General features: G+C 65.1%; 20 protein-coding genes. 3 read left to right on the top strand and 17 right to left on the bottom strand.

The genetic code is table 11. From position 1 onward, the window contains the following. Window positions 1–58: 58 nt before the first annotated feature. The 4 genes from GGR45_RS15780 to GGR45_RS15765 all read right to left on the bottom strand — a co-directional run bounded on the left by GGR45_RS15780 (window position 59) and on the right by GGR45_RS15765 (window position 1,914). Window positions 59–496 (bottom strand): hypothetical protein, encoded by a 438-nt coding sequence (locus GGR45_RS15780; RefSeq protein ID WP_175310797.1) that lies wholly within the window; start codon window positions 494–496, stop codon window positions 59–61. Beyond that, window positions 493–996: a TIGR02594 family protein gene (locus GGR45_RS15775; protein ID WP_217497881.1), complete on the bottom strand. Its 504-nt coding sequence runs from the start codon at window positions 994–996 to the stop codon at window positions 493–495. The genes GGR45_RS15780 and GGR45_RS15775 overlap by 4 nt, the downstream gene beginning before the upstream one ends. 97 nt (window positions 997–1,093) lie before the next feature. Beyond that, window positions 1,094–1,429 carry a hypothetical protein gene (locus tag GGR45_RS15770; RefSeq protein ID WP_175310796.1) on the bottom strand — a complete coding sequence of 112 codons (336 nt, stop codon included), beginning with the start codon at window positions 1,427–1,429 and terminating at the stop codon, window positions 1,094–1,096. Continuing rightward, the gene (locus GGR45_RS15765; protein ID WP_175310795.1) at window positions 1,426–1,914 is read right to left on the bottom strand and encodes a hypothetical protein; all 489 of its coding nucleotides are present in this window, start codon (window positions 1,912–1,914) and stop codon (window positions 1,426–1,428) included. Before GGR45_RS15765 ends, GGR45_RS15770 begins: the two co-directional genes overlap by 4 nt. Before the next feature lie 87 nt (window positions 1,915–2,001). On the opposite strand from GGR45_RS15765, the gene GGR45_RS15760 reads away from it, so the two are divergent. Then, the gene (locus GGR45_RS15760; RefSeq protein WP_175310794.1) at window positions 2,002–2,247 is read left to right on the top strand and encodes a BrnT family toxin; all 246 of its coding nucleotides are present in this window, start codon (window positions 2,002–2,004) and stop codon (window positions 2,245–2,247) included. Then, on the top strand, window positions 2,244–2,507 hold the full coding sequence (locus GGR45_RS15755; protein WP_175310793.1) for a BrnA antitoxin family protein: 264 nt from the start codon (window positions 2,244–2,246) through the stop codon (window positions 2,505–2,507). Before GGR45_RS15760 ends, GGR45_RS15755 begins: the two co-directional genes overlap by 4 nt. Window positions 2,508–2,523: 16 nt before the next feature. Here the strand turns inward: GGR45_RS15755 and GGR45_RS15750 are convergent, their stop codons facing one another. Both GGR45_RS15750 and GGR45_RS15745 read right to left on the bottom strand, forming a co-directional pair. Next, window positions 2,524–3,840, bottom strand: coding sequence for a hypothetical protein (locus GGR45_RS15750; protein WP_175310792.1), 1,317 nt, complete (start codon window positions 3,838–3,840; stop codon window positions 2,524–2,526). A 15-nt stretch (window positions 3,841–3,855) separates the two neighbouring features. Further along, window positions 3,856–7,689, bottom strand: a complete 3,834-nt coding sequence (locus GGR45_RS15745; RefSeq protein ID WP_175310791.1) for a hypothetical protein — start codon at window positions 7,687–7,689, stop codon at window positions 3,856–3,858. Between the two features lie 494 nt (window positions 7,690–8,183). Between GGR45_RS15745 and GGR45_RS15740 the strand changes: the two genes are divergently transcribed. Then, complete coding sequence (locus tag GGR45_RS15740) at window positions 8,184–8,600, top strand: hypothetical protein (RefSeq protein ID WP_175310790.1); 417 nt, start codon at window positions 8,184–8,186, stop codon at window positions 8,598–8,600. Here the strand turns inward: GGR45_RS15740 and GGR45_RS15735 are convergent, their stop codons facing one another. From GGR45_RS15735 to GGR45_RS19935, 11 genes are read right to left on the bottom strand one after another with little or no spacing between them, the layout of a single operon-like run. Beyond that, window positions 8,601–9,026, bottom strand: coding sequence for a DUF6950 family protein (locus tag GGR45_RS15735; RefSeq protein WP_175310789.1), 426 nt, complete (start codon window positions 9,024–9,026; stop codon window positions 8,601–8,603). Next, window positions 9,023–9,658: a hypothetical protein gene (locus GGR45_RS15730; protein ID WP_175310788.1), complete on the bottom strand. Its 636-nt coding sequence runs from the start codon at window positions 9,656–9,658 to the stop codon at window positions 9,023–9,025. The genes GGR45_RS15735 and GGR45_RS15730 overlap by 4 nt, the downstream gene beginning before the upstream one ends. Further along, window positions 9,655–10,248, bottom strand: a complete 594-nt coding sequence (locus GGR45_RS15725) for a hypothetical protein (RefSeq protein ID WP_175310787.1) — start codon at window positions 10,246–10,248, stop codon at window positions 9,655–9,657. The genes GGR45_RS15730 and GGR45_RS15725 overlap by 4 nt, the downstream gene beginning before the upstream one ends. Beyond that, window positions 10,245–12,860: a tape measure protein gene (locus GGR45_RS15720; protein WP_175310786.1), complete on the bottom strand. Its 2,616-nt coding sequence runs from the start codon at window positions 12,858–12,860 to the stop codon at window positions 10,245–10,247. The genes GGR45_RS15725 and GGR45_RS15720 overlap by 4 nt, the downstream gene beginning before the upstream one ends. A 3-nt stretch (window positions 12,861–12,863) precedes the next feature. Then, window positions 12,864–13,145: a phage tail assembly chaperone gene (locus tag GGR45_RS15715; RefSeq protein ID WP_175310785.1), complete on the bottom strand. Its 282-nt coding sequence runs from the start codon at window positions 13,143–13,145 to the stop codon at window positions 12,864–12,866. Between the two features lie 20 nt (window positions 13,146–13,165). Further along, window positions 13,166–13,495: a hypothetical protein gene (locus GGR45_RS15710; RefSeq protein ID WP_175310784.1), complete on the bottom strand. Its 330-nt coding sequence runs from the start codon at window positions 13,493–13,495 to the stop codon at window positions 13,166–13,168. After that, complete coding sequence (locus GGR45_RS15705) at window positions 13,495–13,950, bottom strand: phage tail tube protein (protein ID WP_175310783.1); 456 nt, start codon at window positions 13,948–13,950, stop codon at window positions 13,495–13,497. Before GGR45_RS15705 ends, GGR45_RS15710 begins: the two co-directional genes overlap by 1 nt. 14 nt (window positions 13,951–13,964) lie before the next feature. Continuing rightward, window positions 13,965–14,354 carry a tail completion protein gp17 gene (gene gp17 / locus GGR45_RS15700; protein ID WP_175310782.1) on the bottom strand — a complete coding sequence of 130 codons (390 nt, stop codon included), beginning with the start codon at window positions 14,352–14,354 and terminating at the stop codon, window positions 13,965–13,967. Then, window positions 14,351–14,797: an HK97-gp10 family putative phage morphogenesis protein gene (locus GGR45_RS15695; RefSeq protein WP_175310781.1), complete on the bottom strand. Its 447-nt coding sequence runs from the start codon at window positions 14,795–14,797 to the stop codon at window positions 14,351–14,353. Before GGR45_RS15695 ends, gp17 begins: the two co-directional genes overlap by 4 nt. Continuing rightward, window positions 14,794–15,132, bottom strand: coding sequence for a phage head closure protein (locus tag GGR45_RS15690; protein WP_419790017.1), 339 nt, complete (start codon window positions 15,130–15,132; stop codon window positions 14,794–14,796). Before GGR45_RS15690 ends, GGR45_RS15695 begins: the two co-directional genes overlap by 4 nt. After that, window positions 15,132–15,698 carry a head-tail connector protein gene (locus tag GGR45_RS19935; RefSeq protein ID WP_175310779.1) on the bottom strand — a complete coding sequence of 189 codons (567 nt, stop codon included), beginning with the start codon at window positions 15,696–15,698 and terminating at the stop codon, window positions 15,132–15,134. The genes GGR45_RS15690 and GGR45_RS19935 overlap by 1 nt, the downstream gene beginning before the upstream one ends. Window positions 15,699–15,700: the final 2 nt, after the last annotated feature.

Here is a 15,700-nt window from a genome sequence, read left to right as displayed (position 1 = left end):
GTCGGCCAGATCAAAGCGGCCATCGCGAATCGTCGCGTCATCGTCGGCCGCGCTGGCGCTACCGTCCGGCTGGCGGTGCTGTGCCGTCGGCCGGCACGGCTCCCCCGCTGCTGCCGGGGGCGGCGGGATCTCGGGCGAGTAGGGCATCGAGCGCGTCGATGTCGCGCACCCGGTCAGGGGCGCGACACAGAGCGCGACCAGCATCAGTCTGCGCATAGCGTGTCACCGTGTCTTTCGAGTGGATGATGAGGGGCTGGCGGGCGGCCAGCGTGGCGGCATAGGTCTGGGTCGCGGCGGCTTGCTGCTGGGCGAAGCGCACTTGGTCGGCGAGGCGCGCTCGCTCCCCCGCGGCGATTGCCTCGGTCTGAGCCGCACGTTCGTTGGTCAGCGTCTGCCTATAGTCGGCGCGAAGATGGTCTAGCCGGGCCACCCAGATACCCATCGCCAGCACGACAAGTGCAGGCCAGAAGCGGACCAGGAGGGCGACGACTTTCATGCCTCGTTCTTCGACAGAGGCAGTCCAGCTGCGGACAGCCGCACCGGCTTGCCGATCACCGGAAGGTCAGCGGGCCACCGGCGCGCGATGCACCGATCCTTGGCGATGCGAGTGACCGTCACGGCGTCCGACTGATTCCCGCCGAGCACGCGATAGGCCGTGTCGTCCTCGCCGACATAGAAGCCGACATGACCGCCTCCCGCACGCTCGAAGACCAGCACGGCGCCTGGTGCCAGCGCCGACGCGACGAGCGGCTTGCCCCAGGTCGCCCAAGCCTTCGCCCGGATCGCGATAGGGGGCGGCGTCAGGCCCGCCTCGGCGACGCACTTCGCCGCGAATAGCCCACACCAAGGGGTCGCATCTCCATTGAAGGCGATGCCGAGGACCTTGATCGGCAGGGACTTGGCCCAGCCCATGATGGTCTGATTGTTCGCGGGGCCGGGCGCTTCGTGCACGCCAAGCTTCGCCCGCGCGGCGGAGAGCCACTTCGGTTCGGTCACATCAATGTCCTTTGTTGGATACGGGGCGGTCAGGCCCCGCTATTATGACGCACGCAGGGCTCGCCTGTTCTCCCACATGGCGGGTTCTGCGACCTGTTCAGCCCTCGGGCTGCTCCTTGTCGCCAAGGAAATCCCGCAGGATCTTGGCAATCGGCTCGGGCAATGCCCATTGCAGGACCTTGATGGCCACCCGGATCGTGCCGATCCCGGTCCAGCCCGCACAGGTCCCGGCCAGCAGCACCGACCAGACCGGCCCATGGAAGTGGATGGCGATCGCTCCGCCGATCGCGCCGAAGGCGGGCAGCATCGTGCACAGCACCGCGATATCGCGCCACGTTACCACCTTGCCCGCTTCTATCTTCCGGCCGATCTTCAGCACTTGCCCCGCTGCGACCGCGAAGGCCGCCAGTGCGTAGAACTGCCAGTCTTTCACAGCGTCACCACTCCTATCCCAAGGCCGGTCAGGATCAGGACGCCGCTGACCAGGAAGCTGGCAGTCCGATGTCGGGAAAAGGCCGCTAGGACGAAGCTCATGCCCGTCGTGGCCAGCACGGAGGCGATGCAGTCGGTGACGACATCGAAGGGAATCCAGTGGTCCGGCCGCGTTGATACGAGCCGCGCGGCGTCGCCGGCCGACCCGAAGAAATAGCCCAGGCCGATCAGCACCGATCCCGCGAAAAGCAGGGTTGCAGACCAAGGGGTCTTAATCGCGATGATCAGGTCGACGTGCAGCTGATCAATAGCCGCGCGGAAATGGGCACGGCATTCGCTCCGATCGGGACCTCGGCACCGCGCCAGGCGCCAAAGCGCCCCGGCACATGGCACGAGCCAGTGCCCGGCCGACACCGCGAACCGGACCCCGAACAGCATCAGCGTCCAAATCGCCACGACGCTGATGATATGGGCAAGCGCCGTCATTTCACGGTCCTGTCGATGGCCATGACTCTTCCTTTTTGTAGTTACGAAATACGTTGACCGATACGCTCTCTGTAACTACAAAAAGGCATGGTCATCGTATGGGACGAACCGAAACGGCAAGCCAATCTCGTGAAGCACGGGATCGATTTTGCTGATATCGGCGAAGGGTTCTTCCTGACGGCGCTGGTCGGAGAAGCGAAGAACGGCCGCTACTTCGCGATCGGAGAATGCAACGGCGTCATCACGGTGATCTTCGCGACGCTCGGCTCCGAAGGGCTTTCCATTATCTCCGCCCGGCCCGCGAGCAACAAGGAAAGGAAGCTGATCCGATGAACAAGCCCTATACGCAGGCGGACATGGATGCGGTGTCCGACACCCCTGAACTCACCGACGAACAGTTGGCGTCCGCCCGCCCGTTCTCGGAGGTGTTCCCGGCCCTCGCCAGAGGCCGCGGGCCACAAAAGAAGCCGAAGAAGGTTCAGAAGACGTTGCGCCTATCGCAGGAAGTGCTGGACTATTTCGAGGCAACGGGACCCGGGTGGCAAACGCGGATCGACGACGCACTGAAGCATTGGGTGGCGGAGCACCGATAAAACGGCTGCGCCCTGCTCAGCCGTGCTGGACGTCGATCCACGCGCGACCTTCACGGATCGCCCAAACCTTACCGATGCGGCGCATGTACTCGGGGAAAGTGATGTCGTCGGGCTTCACGGCGACGGCCTTGATGCCCGCGCCGCTGGCGGCAGCGACGATGTAATCGCCCACCTCGAAATCGCTGCTGACGTTGCAGGGCACCTGACCGCAAAAGGCGATGCGATCGACGCAGAGGCGTGCTTGCTCTAACGCGGTCTCCCACTCGGTCAGGCGGGAAGCGAAAGTCGCTGCGGCTTCATCCTCGCCCTGCTCCGGCCGAGGCGGGAGGTGGGCCGCCCAGGTGTCACCCCCGACCAGCGTAGGATCGGTCGACTTCACCACGAAGCTGATCGCATCGGCCCAAGTCCGCGTGAGCTTCCCTTCGCGATCGACACCGCAGACATCGCCCTTGGCGATGATCCCGCAACCCGCCGCCTTCAGCATATATTCGGCGTAGTCAGCGCCGCTGCCGTTGATCGTCCCGGCTGCATTGATGGATCGGTTGGTCTGGGCGTTCTTGTTCAAAGCGAACGCGCAGGCCGAACTGTTTGCCGAACCGGATGCGGCCGAGAAAAAGGCGACGCCGGGATGGGCCTTGCCTTGCACCTGCATGATGAGGTCGCCCTCGCTGGTGCCACGCGATATGACGTGGTTCGACGCCGACGTCGCGCCGACTAGGAGGTTGCCAGCCGCGTCGAAGCGAGCCCTTTCACTGCTCGTCTGCCTGTCGACGATCGCCAACGCATTCGCATTGGCCGGCGCCGTGATGGTCCATGCCGCCTGAGGATTGGAGAGGTTCAAACCGGCCGAGGGGCCGCCAATCTCCAGTAGCTCGTTGACGGTCATCTTGTCGGGCGCCAAGGCAGCACGGCCCACGCCGCCTACAGAGAAGCCGAGGACGTTGGCGCCACCGCGATACAGGCCCGTATCTTGGTCCACCGCGAAGCTGATCCCGGGCACGCCCGAGGTGCCATCCCCAAATCGACCAGACAGCGCACCGGAAATCCACCCGCTGATCTGGGACAGAAAGTCGGTCAGCTTGGCCGCGGCCGCCTGCGCAAATCCCTGATTGGGCTGCACACTGTAGGCCTGCCCAGTAGCGGCAACCCCCAAATAGGGGGAGCCCAGCGTAATCTGGGTGTTGCTGTCGACAGACAGCACCTCATATGCGCGCCCATCCGGCAGATTGATCGCATGACCGATCTGAACATTGTTGACCCATGCGGTGCCTGAACCGGCGATCACGGCAGAACCGTTCGTCACCGCAACCGTACCGGCGCGATACCATGCCATATTGATGCTCCTGATTTAGCGCTTGAGCTCGGTGATCGCGAGCGTGTGGGTGACGTTGTACCGGCTGCCTCCGCTGCCGCTGTCGACCGAATAGACGACGTAATACCCGCGCTGACCGGGCGCGAGGCGCTCGATCACGAAGAAGGTCACGGGGGCAGACTCGGCCTGCGAGGGAGATTTGTAGAGACCCGACACTGCAGTGCCGTCCGACCGGAAAAGCTGCATACGCAGCGGCTGAGCGCCGGTCGCGGTCCGGGTCGCCTGAGCGCAGACATCGATCCGGAGCACGCCCCCGGTGCTGTTGATCAGAGTCGTGCCGCTCGCCTGCGCACCGTCGGCGCTCACATCGGTGACGGACTGGACATCGGTGACGGTGGTAGAGAGCGCGTTGCCAACGATCTGGTCGGTGTCGACCACACCCGCCGCGATCTTCTTGACCCGGACGTTCGGCATTTCAACCGCGCCATCGTCGGCGATAGAGAAGACCACCGTGCCGCCAGATGTGCCGGCTTTGGCGATCTTGAAGTTGTCGACGACGAAGACAGCATCGGTACGACCGGAGGCGTTGTTCAGCGCGAAGCCCGTCACCGCACCGTTGGCGTTGAACTCGACACCCCACCGGAGAGCCAGCCCGTTGATTGACTGGCCATAGGCGGTGAGCGTCGAGGTATGCCCTCCCACGGTGGTCGATAGGCTGGTGACGCTGCTGCTGACCGTCGAGAGGTTGTCCGATACCGTGCCGATCCGCTGGTTCGCCTGAGCGAGCGCATTGTCGGTCTGCGCCTTGTACGACGACAGGGCCTGTGCCCCCGCCTGGTCACCGGCAACCCATGCCCAATGCTCATCGCTGATACGACCCGACAGCGTACCGAGCGACGCGTCGTAATTGTCGAGGCGGCCCGCCATGGAGGTGAGCTTGTCGGCCTGCACGAGGAGTGCGTTATTTACTGACGCGAGCGAATTGCCGACCGAAACCTTGTAGGTCGCGAGGTCGCTGGCAATCGCCTGGTCGCCGCTGATCCGCGCCGCCTGCTCGGCACTGACCTGCGCACTGGCCGCGCCGATCTGCAAGCCAATCTGCAGTGACAGCGAAGCGATGGCGCTGGTGTTGCTGTCCGTTTTAGCGGTCAGCTCGGTCTTTGCGGCAGCAACTGCGGCCAGCGCCATATTACCTGCGTCCCACCCGTTCAACGCCGCGAGGATGTTGTTAGCGCCTGCAACGTCGCTGTCAGCCGGTGCACGACGGCTAGCGGTGACGGTGGTGGAGATAGAAGCCCCGTCGAAGGCGTTCAGGGTCTGTTCGGCTAGTGTCAGCCGTGCGCCCATGCCGTCCACCACTGTCTGGCTGGCCTTGGTCGACACCAGCGCGTTCAACGCATCGAGCGACTGATTTATGGACGTGACCGACCCCTGAAGGCCAGTGACGACGGTTGCGTCGGCCTTCAACTGGATCGACGCCTGAAGGCCGGAGATGCTCGTCTCTGCCGAGGTCAGCCGGACAAAGATCGAAGACAGGTCTACGTCGCTGCCGTCGAGCTTCGCCTGCAAGATGGCCTGGTCGACATAATTGACCGTCGCCTTGAGGTCGATCGTCGCCAGCGCCGCGTTAAGCGTCACAGACAGGTTGTTGATCTGTTCAGCCCGGCTTTCGATCGCGAACAGCTTGGCCACGCCTGAATCCGGATCGGTGAACAACCCGGCATCGCGAAAGACGTTCTGTACGATAGCCTGCCCGGTGGCCAATTGCGCAACGGCAGCGGACAGCGACGCCAGATCGCTTTCCAGCTGGCGGCGAGCCATTTCGTTTGCGGCGCCCAAGTCGATCAGGTTCAGTTTGCCCAGGGGGCGGGTGGTGTCGCCGATGGTGGCGACCAGCGCCCCGTCTGGGCGTAGCACTAGCGCACTATTCAGCACGTCGACCGGGGCGAGGATTTCTCCGACCGGGTTCTTGATGTCGACGCCAATGGTGCCGCCGACCGTGGCACCATTCTGCGGCTTGTTCGGACCGGTGACGGCGTCGAAGTCGACGGCCGGACCGGCCGTGACGACCGGGCCGATGATCCGGCGTCCGCCGGTCACGCCATTGCGCTGGTAGGAGATCGCGACCTCATAGGCGGTCCCGCTGCGCACGCTGGTGATCTCGGCACGGCTGGCGCCGACGGACCAGATGCCCGCCGAGGCCCAGCCCGCGCCCGACCCCTGGCCGGACACGAACGGCCGGTATTCGATGACCACCGCGTCGGCGGTGCTGGCATCGACAGCGCCGGTCACAACCAAAGCCGGGACGGTCTGCGCTTGCGAGATTAGACTGGTCGCGGTGATCGCCCAGGCGTTCTGCGCGGGTACCGGCACGATGGGCGGCCCACTGACGCCCGGGCTGGGCGGGGGCGTCGCGGTCTGACCCAGCGCGAACGCGTGCTTGGCGGCCGTCTCCGACCGCGCTGACAGGGTCACGATGCCCGACGCGGCGCCGAGCGTGCGGTTGAGGAGCAGGATCGGCCGCGCGTTGAGACCCAGCTCGGGCAGCACCGCCGTCACGCAATCGCCGGGCTTGTATCCCATCCAGTGCAGCTTGACGGGCAGGGTGATCGGCCCGAACTCTCTGGCATTCTCGATATCGTAGCGGACAGCGGTGCCGACCTGCTTCGTGTTCTGGATCAGCCAATAATCTTGCGCGCGGGCGCGCTTGCCGCCGTCCTCCGCCACATGCTCGGGCACGCTGATCGGCGCGCCGGGCAGATGCTGCCAGTTATTCGCTTCCAGGCGGAAACTCGGCGTGATGGTATTGATCCGGTCGCGGCGCGGCTGGGTGGCGGCGACGCTGGCCGGGCCGACGACGTCATCGATGGTGATCGAGGCGAGGCTGACCTTCGGCGCGTTGACGAAGCAGCTGATCCGCGCGCCCAGCGCGACAGGCTCGCCCATTCCGGCCTGCAGGATCTTCTTCATCGTGTCCCACTTGCCGTCGCCCGAATAAACGACGCCGCCGCAGGTCCAGCCATTGGCCTGGGAGACGTTCGCCCCCTCGACGAAGGATGCCACATCGATCGCGCCCCACGGCGCACCGATGCCCATCACCCGCTGATACTCGCTGTTTGGGTCGCGCGGGTCGCGCTGCCAGAACCCGTGCGCCCAGCGAAGACCGAGCAGGTAGGGGTCTTCGGTCCACTCCCAAGTCGCGGTCGCGGCATCATAGGCTGCCGTGTCGGCCGGGTCGGCCATGCGGTGCGGGCCATTGCCGCCGGGGTACGTGCTGTCCTTGCGCGGATCGTATGCCAGGATGCCGCGCACGGTCCACATCGGAGCGGGTACGCCGTTCTGATACAGCTTGGCCTTGGTATCGAAGCGAAGCGTCCAAGTCGCCGCCGCCTTGCCGGACAGGCCATGCTGCGTTGACCAGCCGGGCGGGGTGCCCGCGCCAGCACCGAAGCCGAGCAGCGGACTAGCCAGCGCGCCGAGCTGCGTCATCGACCACATGAACCCGGCGAACGCGCCAAGCGCGGCGCCATTACTGTACGACACTGGCGAACGATCGACCGTCTGGCCCTCGATCGCAGCGACAGGCCCCAAGGACAGCACTGACACGAACGCCTGACGGTCATTGTCGCCCGCGTCGCGAGTGTCCCACCCGAAGCGCGCGACGATATCGCCAGCGGTCCCGGTGCGTCCGAGGAGAAGTGGCGCGCCTGCGTCGGGATTCGCCGAGAAGCTGGTTTGCGATCCGGTCGATTCAGATGTCGGTTTTCGCGCGGTCAGACCTGCGGCAAGCGAAAGCACGCCTGCTGCCGCCGAGGCGATGGTCGCGACCGTCGCTACTGTCGACAGTGTCGCTGCAGTCCCAGCGGACATAGTGCCGAGCGCCAAGCTACCGAATGCGCCTGCTCCCGCCGCAGCGCCAATTCCAGACGCGACAAGGGCAACGGCACCGACTACAATAGCCGCCGTTTTTAATACTTTCGACAATCGAAAGTCCTTTCGGGAGAGGCCAAGATGCGGGCTGCAGCTATTGCTATATTGGCCGCCATGACGTTGGCTGGCTGCGCAACATCAGGCGATATTCGCGGTCGTCACGTTGCCCAGACTTCGGATAGTCAGCGCGCTGTCAACGATATCGCAGGGTGCATAGCGCTCGCATTCGCAGGCAAAGGGCTTGAGGTCGGGAAAGAACCAATAGCGAACGGGGTTTCTGTCACGCTGTCTTCGCGAGTGACTGGAATAAAGACCGTGATGGACGTGTTCGACGTAGTTGATCGTGGGGATCGACGGACCGTCACTCTGCAAAGCGTTGCAGGGCGACCGGGGGTAGTCGGACCAATCAGCGGCCCAGCACGGGACTGCCTATAATGAGCGAGGCCGGATCGACTGGAGACCAAGGCCACGGCAAAACTGTCCTGATTGTCGGAGCGGCAATTCTAGCGCTGATCGTGTTCGCTCGAGGTGGCACTGAACAGCCTGCGCCGACACCATCGCCAACAGCGTCTAAGACCGCGCGTCCTAAGCCGGGGACACAGTTGTACGCCAATCAAGCGACGGCACAGCGCGAGGTCCGCGCAATGCTAAAAGACCCAGATTCTGCAAAGTTTGAAGCGGTGCGGACCGGTTGGACGTCGGGGGCACCGGTGACGTGCGGTTATGTAAATAGCAGGAATGGCTTCGGCGGCATGACTGGCCGCCAACGGTTCATATCGGGCAACGTCACCGCCGTTGAAGAACAGATGCCCGCAGGTGAAATGGATAAGGCTTGGGACCGTCTGTGCTGATCATATTGCGCGCCAGGCGGTGACATATTTGACGGGCTGGAGCACGGCCGCGCCGATCGCTTCTTCGTGATACCCAACGACTCGCCCGTTGCCGAGGGCCACGACCAATGCTCCCAGCTTGTCCTCGGCGGGGAGCATCAGGACATCGCCCACGATCGCAGATGCCGGGGCGATGCGTTCCAGGCCCATGGCGTCCAGCGCATCGGCGAGACTGGAATATCCACGCTCGTCCAGCGCCTTCAGCGCGCTGCGGACCGATCTATAGGATCCAGATGCGGGCAGCTTCACCTTGTGGCCCAAGCGGCGCAGATGTGAGGCGGTCATCCGCACGCAGTCGGAGGTACCCAGCCGCATCGGTCGAGCCTTCCACTGGTCGAGCGTTGCCTGCGCCGCGTTGGCCCGGAGAATGAAGGGATCATTGGTCATTGATAGGCCCCGCCATAATCACCGCCGCCGCCAGAATACGTTGCCACCGCGCCTTGGACTCCAGGGACACCCCAATAGATCGTCTCGGCGACGCCGGTGACAAAATCCATACCCGCTTCGTTTGGGAAGATGCTGCGGTGGTGACCGGCGGATAGCCGAACGCTCTGGTCATCTTCGAACAGCCGCTCGAATACCGAGACGATCTCGTAATCGAGACGGCGCGCGTGATCTTCGGAATGGAGGGTCGGCACATCCAGTTCACCGAGGAAGACGAGGTGCGGATCGGGAATGGTCCGACCGGTCACCCGGTCAACCGCGCCCAGCCAGACCATGACTGGTGCCCCCTGCATCGTCGGCGATGCAAGGAACGCCGCCGCCGCGTCGTCAGAGGGTAGGAGCGTCAGCTGGAACGCCGGGGCGCTATCGCCGACACCGTCGGTCAAATCCTCAACCGACGAGATGGTGCCGAACGTCTCGTCATGCCCGACGAAAGTCCGCCCGCCAAAGGCCAGCGTGCCAGCGCCGTCGAGAAGGTTCACCGATTGTCCAGGGAGGTCGATCGCGACGGCGCCGAATACAAGCGGCGCGTCTGACTTCAGCGCTGTATCCAGGGCCGGGGTCAGCTGGCTCATTTCATCTCCGTGATGGTGAAGGTCAGGCCGACCGTGCGCGCCAGGTCGACGCTCCAGCTGCGCGCATCGCCATCGAGGAGGCCCTCGATCATTGGCTTGGCGATCTCGACGACCGCGCCATTCTGCGGACTGATCCGGAGCATGGGCGTGATCGGCAACGACAGCTGACCGTTCGCGACAGTCGCCGTGGCCGCTGCCTGTTCAAGATACCGGCGCCCACCGTGGATGATCGAGAAGAACTGGCCTTCCTTGACGGTGTAGCCGTTGGCCAGACCGCGCAGATTGATTGCCGAGCCGGACTGCCCCGATCCGTTCACGACGGGGCTTCCGGGCGCGCCGGTGTCGAAATCGGGCTGCGGCCATGGGAAGATCGCCCCATCGCGCTGCGCGCGAATGAGGCGGGCGATCCAGAGCATACCGGTCTCGGCATATGGCAGCGGAGGGAGGGTGACCTCGATCGCGAACCGGTCACCGAGTCGGGTCAGCTTCTGCATGGCCCCGCCGAAGATCGGCCTGAGTGTGCCCCCATAGTCGAGATAGCTGGGCGTGCTGGACGAGGGGGACGGACTGAGCGGAAGCGCGATGCTCATCGCGTGATCCTTCGCCGCTGCGCCGTGGCCGCGTTGCGCGCCGCCATCTCGCTGCCCCCAGCCGCGGCGCGAACGCCCATGGCCTGCACGGAAGGTTCAGCCGCACCCGCCGCGCGCACGTCGAACCATGGGCTGGGCTCGATGATGAAGCGAGGCGGGGCCGAGCCGATCGCATCATTGGCGATCACCTTGCCGGTGTGCGGAGCGGTGAAGATTTCAGGCCCCAGTTCTCCGACAAGGTAGCTGCGCCCGCCGATGACCGGCCCGCCGCTCGCACGCGCGCCGGATAGATTCGGCAGCGACACGGTGCCGCCCGCCGATCCGGCAGAGCCTGCTGCCCCGGTGCCGAATAGCTTGCTGATGCTGATATTGGCGTTCGAGGAAGGGAACAGCGAACCGAATAGGGCGGCGATGCCCTTCTGCATGCCGATCCGAAGTAGGGACGAAATGATCTCGTCCGCGACATTGCTGACTACATCGGCCAAGCTCTCAAAATTGCCACGCGCCGAAGCAATACCGTCGATCAGCTTGTCGAGGCCGTTGGTCGCGATGCCCTCCACCGCCTCGTTCATTTCAGCACCGGTTTTCGGGATGGTATCGAGATACCGAGCAAGTGGCCCGGCATTCTGTCGTTCGACCTGGATCCGGCTCAGCGCCTCCAGCTTGTCGAGCGTGGCGAGACGATCGAGGGCGATGGCCTTTTCCTGCTCGGTTGCCGTAACGCTGGCGATCACCGCTTCTTGCACGGCGCGTTGCTGCTTGAACTGGAGGTCTAGGATCTGAAGCTCGAGCGCAGCCCGTTCCTTCGACGTGCGCGCCAGCGACGACTGCGCGGACAGGATATCCTGCTGATTGTCGTTCGCCGCGGTGATCCGCTCCAGATCCTGGCGCTGCTGGTCCTGCTGCGCGCGACGCTGAGCAGCTTCTTCCTCAAGCGCCGCCGTGCCCTTTACCAATGCGGAAAGGCGGGCCTTCTGCTCGTCGGTCAGATCCTTATCGGTCTCGATCGCACGAAGGCGTGCCGCAGTCTCATTGTCGCGCAGTTGCTTTTCGACGGCCAGGCGATCCCGTGCCTCAACGGTGAGGTCGGCACGAGCTCGAAGCTGGGCATCCCGCTCCGATGCCTCGTCCGCTTCGAACCGACGCTGATCCCGCACCTCCTTTTCGGCGAGGCGCTTGGCTTCGCGCTCCTGCTTTGCCTGTGCCGCCTCCGGGCTGCGCCCGCGACCACCCTTCTTTTCGCCGCTGGGCTTTGCCGGGGCGGGTGTCGACACACGCGGCGCCGGGCGTTCGCGACGCCGGATGCCCGCTTCGTTCACTGTCCCGTCGGGGTTGCGGGGCACGATGTAGCCATCGGCCTCCAGGCGGCGCGCAGCGCGATCCATGCGGAGGCGCGCGGCCGATCGCCGTTGGCTGACGGCGAAGGTCTGGGCGGTGTTGGAACGCGCAAGAATCGGCGTCATAGCGACATCTGCGCTTGGTCCGGCACCCGCGCGCCGCTGGGCGCGGTTCAGCCCGCCCTTGATGCTGTTCTCGATCCGGCTGCCAAAGTTCTGCGCATCGACATACAGATTCCTGAGGTCATCAAACGCCTTCAGGATGCTGATGATGCTCGTGCGGGTATAGTCGGCTTCCTGCCGTACCCCTGCAAATGCACTCTGCGCGCCGGAGAGCAGCGGCGAGAAGGCATCCGACAAACCCTCGAAGGTTGAGCGGATATGGATGCCCTCGGCCGCTGCAGCTTCGGCCAGACTGGAGAAACCGTCTGCACCGCGGCCGATAAAGTTGGCGAGCGCAGTCGAGAATTGGCCACCATCGTCGAAGGCGCCGAACGTTGCGATCGCGGCGTTATGGACCAGCGTCATCGCTTCGCCGAAAGTCACCGGCAGCTGCTGGAATTCGGCGTCGAGGCCATCCGTGAATTTGCGGTTGGTCAGCGCGTTGAACAGCACGTCGCTAGTCAGCTTGCCTTCCTGCGCCATGTTGCGCAGTTGGCCGATGGGGATACCCAAGCTATCGGCGAGCAACCGCGCGATGCGGGGGCTGGCCTCCATGATGGAATTGAACTCGTCTCCGCGCAGCACCCCCGAGGCCAGAGCCTGGCCGAACTGGAGGGTGGCCGAAGCGGCTGCATTGGCATCAGCGCCGCCGATCTTCAGCGCTTTGGCGAACGTCTCGGTCGCGCGCGCCGCATCGCCTTGGGTCTTACCCATCTCATTCGTGGCGCGGACGAAATTGCCATAGAGGCTAGCAGTCTCAGCCAAGCCGCCGCGCGTGGCGGAGGCGATGCGGGCGACATCTTCCTGGGCTTTGATAAAGCTGCCAGTCTGAGCGGTCGCGAGCTTCAGCTGCGACGTGATCGACTTCGCTTCGTCGGCGATCGCGACGAGTCCGGCGACGCCGCCGGCACCAGTGAGCAGTGCGAGGGGACCGGACAGGTTTGCCAGCACTCCACCGAGCGCGCGGCCGCTATTCGCGATGCCGGTAAACGACCGCTGGATTCGACCGGCAAGATTGTTCGCCGCTGACTGGGCGCGCGCGGCACCGGCGCGGAACTCCGCGCTATCGAGGCCAAGGGACACCCGGAGGGCGCCGATAACTGCCGATGGCATAGGCTACCCCCCTCTTGCGGCGAACACGCGCATGGCCGCCCCGATCTGCTTGCCCGACATGGGCAGGCGCGGAGCCTTTCGGTCTGCGAGGATGTCCTTCAGCAGACGGTCGTGATGTTTCGGATCGGCCTGGGCGAACAGCCCGGCCCAACGGGCGGCGATGACGGCGTCTTCCCGTTCCCGCTTCAGTCGCGCGATATCACCCTTGAGCACCGCGCGCACCTCGCGCGGCGTCCTGCGCCAGAAGCTGTCGGGGTCATGCCCAAGCGAGCACCACTCCGACATAGCCTCCAGCCAGCCGCCGCCTACTGAGGGTTTGCCTCGCCGCCGCCCTTGCCCTCCGTGACCGGGAAGGCCGCTGCGAACGCATCAAGCGCCAGCTCGGTCGCCTTGCGCACGCCGATCTCGTCGATCAGGTCGCCGACTTGGGCCATGGTTGCCTGCTGGTCGTCGCCGCCCGCCCAGAACAGAGTGCGCAGCGTGCGGACGCCGACGCCCATTTCGAGTTCAGTGGCGATCTCGATGACCCGCTTGTCCAACGCCTCTTCGGCCATGCACAGCGCGTTGGTGGTGAAGCGGAGCGAGCGCGTGCGCCCGCCCGCCTCGAAGCGCACGCCTCCGATCGGCGTCGCCATTATGCGACCACCTTGGGATCGGCCGTCGCGGCGGCCTGGACGACCGCACCTGCGACACGGATGGTCACGGTCGCGGTCATCTTGTCATCCATGGGCGCGGTGCGCTCATAGCCGCGGACGAAACCGGGGAACGTGTACATTTGGGCATCGTCATCGGCCGGGGTGACGATCCGCATGGTGCGGACCTTGCCATCGGATTTTGCTACCTGGATCAGCGCGTCGGTGTCCGACCCGGGAACCCAGTTCAGCTCGATCGTGATCTCGCCCGCATCGTTGAGGCCTGGAATGAACTCGCGGGTGCGGTTCGGGCTCTCGTAATGCGTGACCTCGACCTCGGCGACCTGTTCGTTCGGGAAACCGACGCTGGTCACTTCGGCCAGCTTGGTCAGCGGCGTGGCGCCCGCCGTGGCCGCCATGAAGAAACGGGTACCGAACCCGATCATTGCATCAGACATGGGTGGTGGCCCTCCTATACGGCCGGTTGATGCCAGACCATGAGGTCGAGCGAGGTGATGAAGGTGGTCCCGCCGCTGGCGGGCTTGTCGGAACGGTTTCGCGAGCTGTTGACGAACGACCGCGAAAAGCGGGTCTGCCCGACGGCGCCTGCCGGTTCGGCTTCAGCGATCAGAGCGTCCGCGACGGCATCCGCATCGCCACGGCTGGCGGCATAAACATCAAACTGCACGCGCGTTTCGCGCAACGCCTGCCGCCCGTCATAGGTCGATGGACGCGGATCGGAGGCGGTCAGCAGGATGACGTAGGGCAGGGCTGCCCCCTGGGTAGCCTCGTCACGAAACACACGCCCGCCCGCGACCTTTGCCGCTTTCAGCCGGTCGCGAAGGTCGGCCGTCATGCTCATCGGCGACCTCCTGCTGCGCGGCGTGCGGCGCGTTCGGCCGTGCGCGTGATCTCGGGGCCAAGCTCCCGCTTCACGATTTCGAGCGCCTCGTGCTTGGTCTCATCCCAAGCGGGGCGAACGAAGGGTTGAGCCCGCCCATTCTCCCACCCGAATTCCTCTGGCACGGCTGCCGGGTCGTTCGGACCTGCGAACACCTCGACGGTGTCGCGATCCTCACGCCGCCGGTTCATCTGCGCCTGGCGACGCGTCAGCTTGGTGCCGACGCCGCCCGAGTCTTCCAGATTACCGGTCAGGTGTGGGGCCTTTTCCCGCCACGCCTTATCGAACGGCTGCAGTGCCTTAACCGCGACACGCCGGAGCACACCCTTCGCAAGCGCGGGTTTCAACTGACCGAGCGCCCGATCGAGGTCGCGCAGGCCCTCGACCTTGACCCGCACGGTCATCCGTCGGCCCGCCCGATGGCGGCGATCTGGAGACCTTCACGCCGCCCGATCTCGACCACGCTCTTGATGTCGAACTGACGGCCGGAGCCGACGGGATATTCGATGCGGTCGCGCGGATTGAGGTCGGCGACCTTGCGGGAATAGCGGATGGTGATGACGGTCGGTGCGGTGGCCGCGTTCTCGGCGCTGGCGAGGCGCTCGGTACCGGGTGACGGCTTCACCGATGCCCAGACGGTGGCAAGCGGCGCGAAGCCGTCGACCTCGTCGCCATAATCATCGGTGACCGTTCCGGCGCGCAGCAGCGTGACCCGGCGATCCATGGCACCGGCGTCCATCAGCCAAAGACCCGGAACGGGGACAGCAGGTTCTCGACGGTGGTCGACATCGGCACCTGCGTCATCGCGCCCGCGCTGACCGTCTCCCGGTTGCGGTATAGGTCGCCGACCATCAGCAGGATCGCTGCCTTGATGGGGGCGGGGATGGTCTCATACCCGGCGCGGTAGCGGATGCGGACGGCCTCGCGCCGCGTCGATCCGCCAAGCCAGGGCCATTCGGCACCGGATGCGACCAGGTCGCGCCCCATGACCTCGAAGTCTTCCAAGTCGGCCATCTGCTCGACGCCGGTGGCATCGAGATACGACACACTGACCAGCTCGATGACCGGAGGGAAGGGAAGGCGGATGCAGCTGCCGCAGGTGAGGGTGTCGCAGCGCGCTTCGAGGGTCTGGACGCCGATCGCGCGGCCCAGCCAGCCGTCGGGGCCGTCAATATGGCCGGTGGCCGCAGCGATGTGCGCCTCGACCAGCGCGGCCTGCTCGACATCACCGTCCAGCTTCAGATGCGCGTCTACGTCCTGCCAGCTGATGACCGGCTCGGGAGGGGTGATGACGAAGACGCGCACAG

The organism is Sphingomonas zeae, from assembly GCF_014197135.1.
Taxonomy (GTDB): domain Bacteria; phylum Pseudomonadota; class Alphaproteobacteria; order Sphingomonadales; family Sphingomonadaceae; genus Sphingomonas; species Sphingomonas zeae.
Note: the sequence above shows the minus strand (reverse complement) of the source record. Positions and strands in the feature narration are given on the sequence as shown.

Excerpts from the sequence above, each read along its gene's own strand:
- GGR45_RS15780 (WP_175310797.1), bottom strand. The coding sequence starts at position 496 with ATGAAAGTCGTCGCCCTCCTGGTCCGCTTCTGGCCTGCACTTGTCGTG.
- GGR45_RS15765 (WP_175310795.1), bottom strand. The coding sequence starts at position 1,914 with ATGACGGCGCTTGCCCATATCATCAGCGTCGTGGCGATTTGGACGCTG.
- GGR45_RS15760 (WP_175310794.1), top strand. The coding sequence starts at position 2,002 with ATGGTCATCGTATGGGACGAACCGAAACGGCAAGCCAATCTCGTGAAG.
- GGR45_RS15755 (WP_175310793.1), top strand. The coding sequence starts at position 2,244 with ATGAACAAGCCCTATACGCAGGCGGACATGGATGCGGTGTCCGACACC.
- GGR45_RS15750 (WP_175310792.1), bottom strand. The coding sequence starts at position 3,840 with ATGGCATGGTATCGCGCCGGTACGGTTGCGGTGACGAACGGTTCTGCC.
- GGR45_RS15745 (WP_175310791.1), bottom strand. The coding sequence starts at position 7,689 with ATGTCCGCTGGGACTGCAGCGACACTGTCGACAGTAGCGACGGTCGCG.
- GGR45_RS15740 (WP_175310790.1), top strand. The coding sequence starts at position 8,184 with ATGAGCGAGGCCGGATCGACTGGAGACCAAGGCCACGGCAAAACTGTC.
- GGR45_RS15735 (WP_175310789.1), bottom strand. The coding sequence starts at position 9,026 with ATGACCAATGATCCCTTCATTCTCCGGGCCAACGCGGCGCAGGCAACG.
- GGR45_RS15730 (WP_175310788.1), bottom strand. The coding sequence starts at position 9,658 with ATGAGCCAGCTGACCCCGGCCCTGGATACAGCGCTGAAGTCAGACGCG.
- GGR45_RS15725 (WP_175310787.1), bottom strand. The coding sequence starts at position 10,248 with ATGAGCATCGCGCTTCCGCTCAGTCCGTCCCCCTCGTCCAGCACGCCC.
- GGR45_RS15720 (WP_175310786.1), bottom strand. The coding sequence starts at position 12,860 with ATGCCATCGGCAGTTATCGGCGCCCTCCGGGTGTCCCTTGGCCTCGAT.
- GGR45_RS15715 (WP_175310785.1), bottom strand. The coding sequence starts at position 13,145 with ATGTCGGAGTGGTGCTCGCTTGGGCATGACCCCGACAGCTTCTGGCGC.
- GGR45_RS15710 (WP_175310784.1), bottom strand. The coding sequence starts at position 13,495 with ATGGCGACGCCGATCGGAGGCGTGCGCTTCGAGGCGGGCGGGCGCACG.
- GGR45_RS15705 (WP_175310783.1), bottom strand. The coding sequence starts at position 13,950 with ATGTCTGATGCAATGATCGGGTTCGGTACCCGTTTCTTCATGGCGGCC.
- gp17 (WP_175310782.1), bottom strand. The coding sequence starts at position 14,354 with ATGAGCATGACGGCCGACCTTCGCGACCGGCTGAAAGCGGCAAAGGTC.
- GGR45_RS15695 (WP_175310781.1), bottom strand. The coding sequence starts at position 14,797 with ATGACCGTGCGGGTCAAGGTCGAGGGCCTGCGCGACCTCGATCGGGCG.
- GGR45_RS15690 (WP_419790017.1), bottom strand. The coding sequence starts at position 15,132 with ATGGACGCCGGTGCCATGGATCGCCGGGTCACGCTGCTGCGCGCCGGA.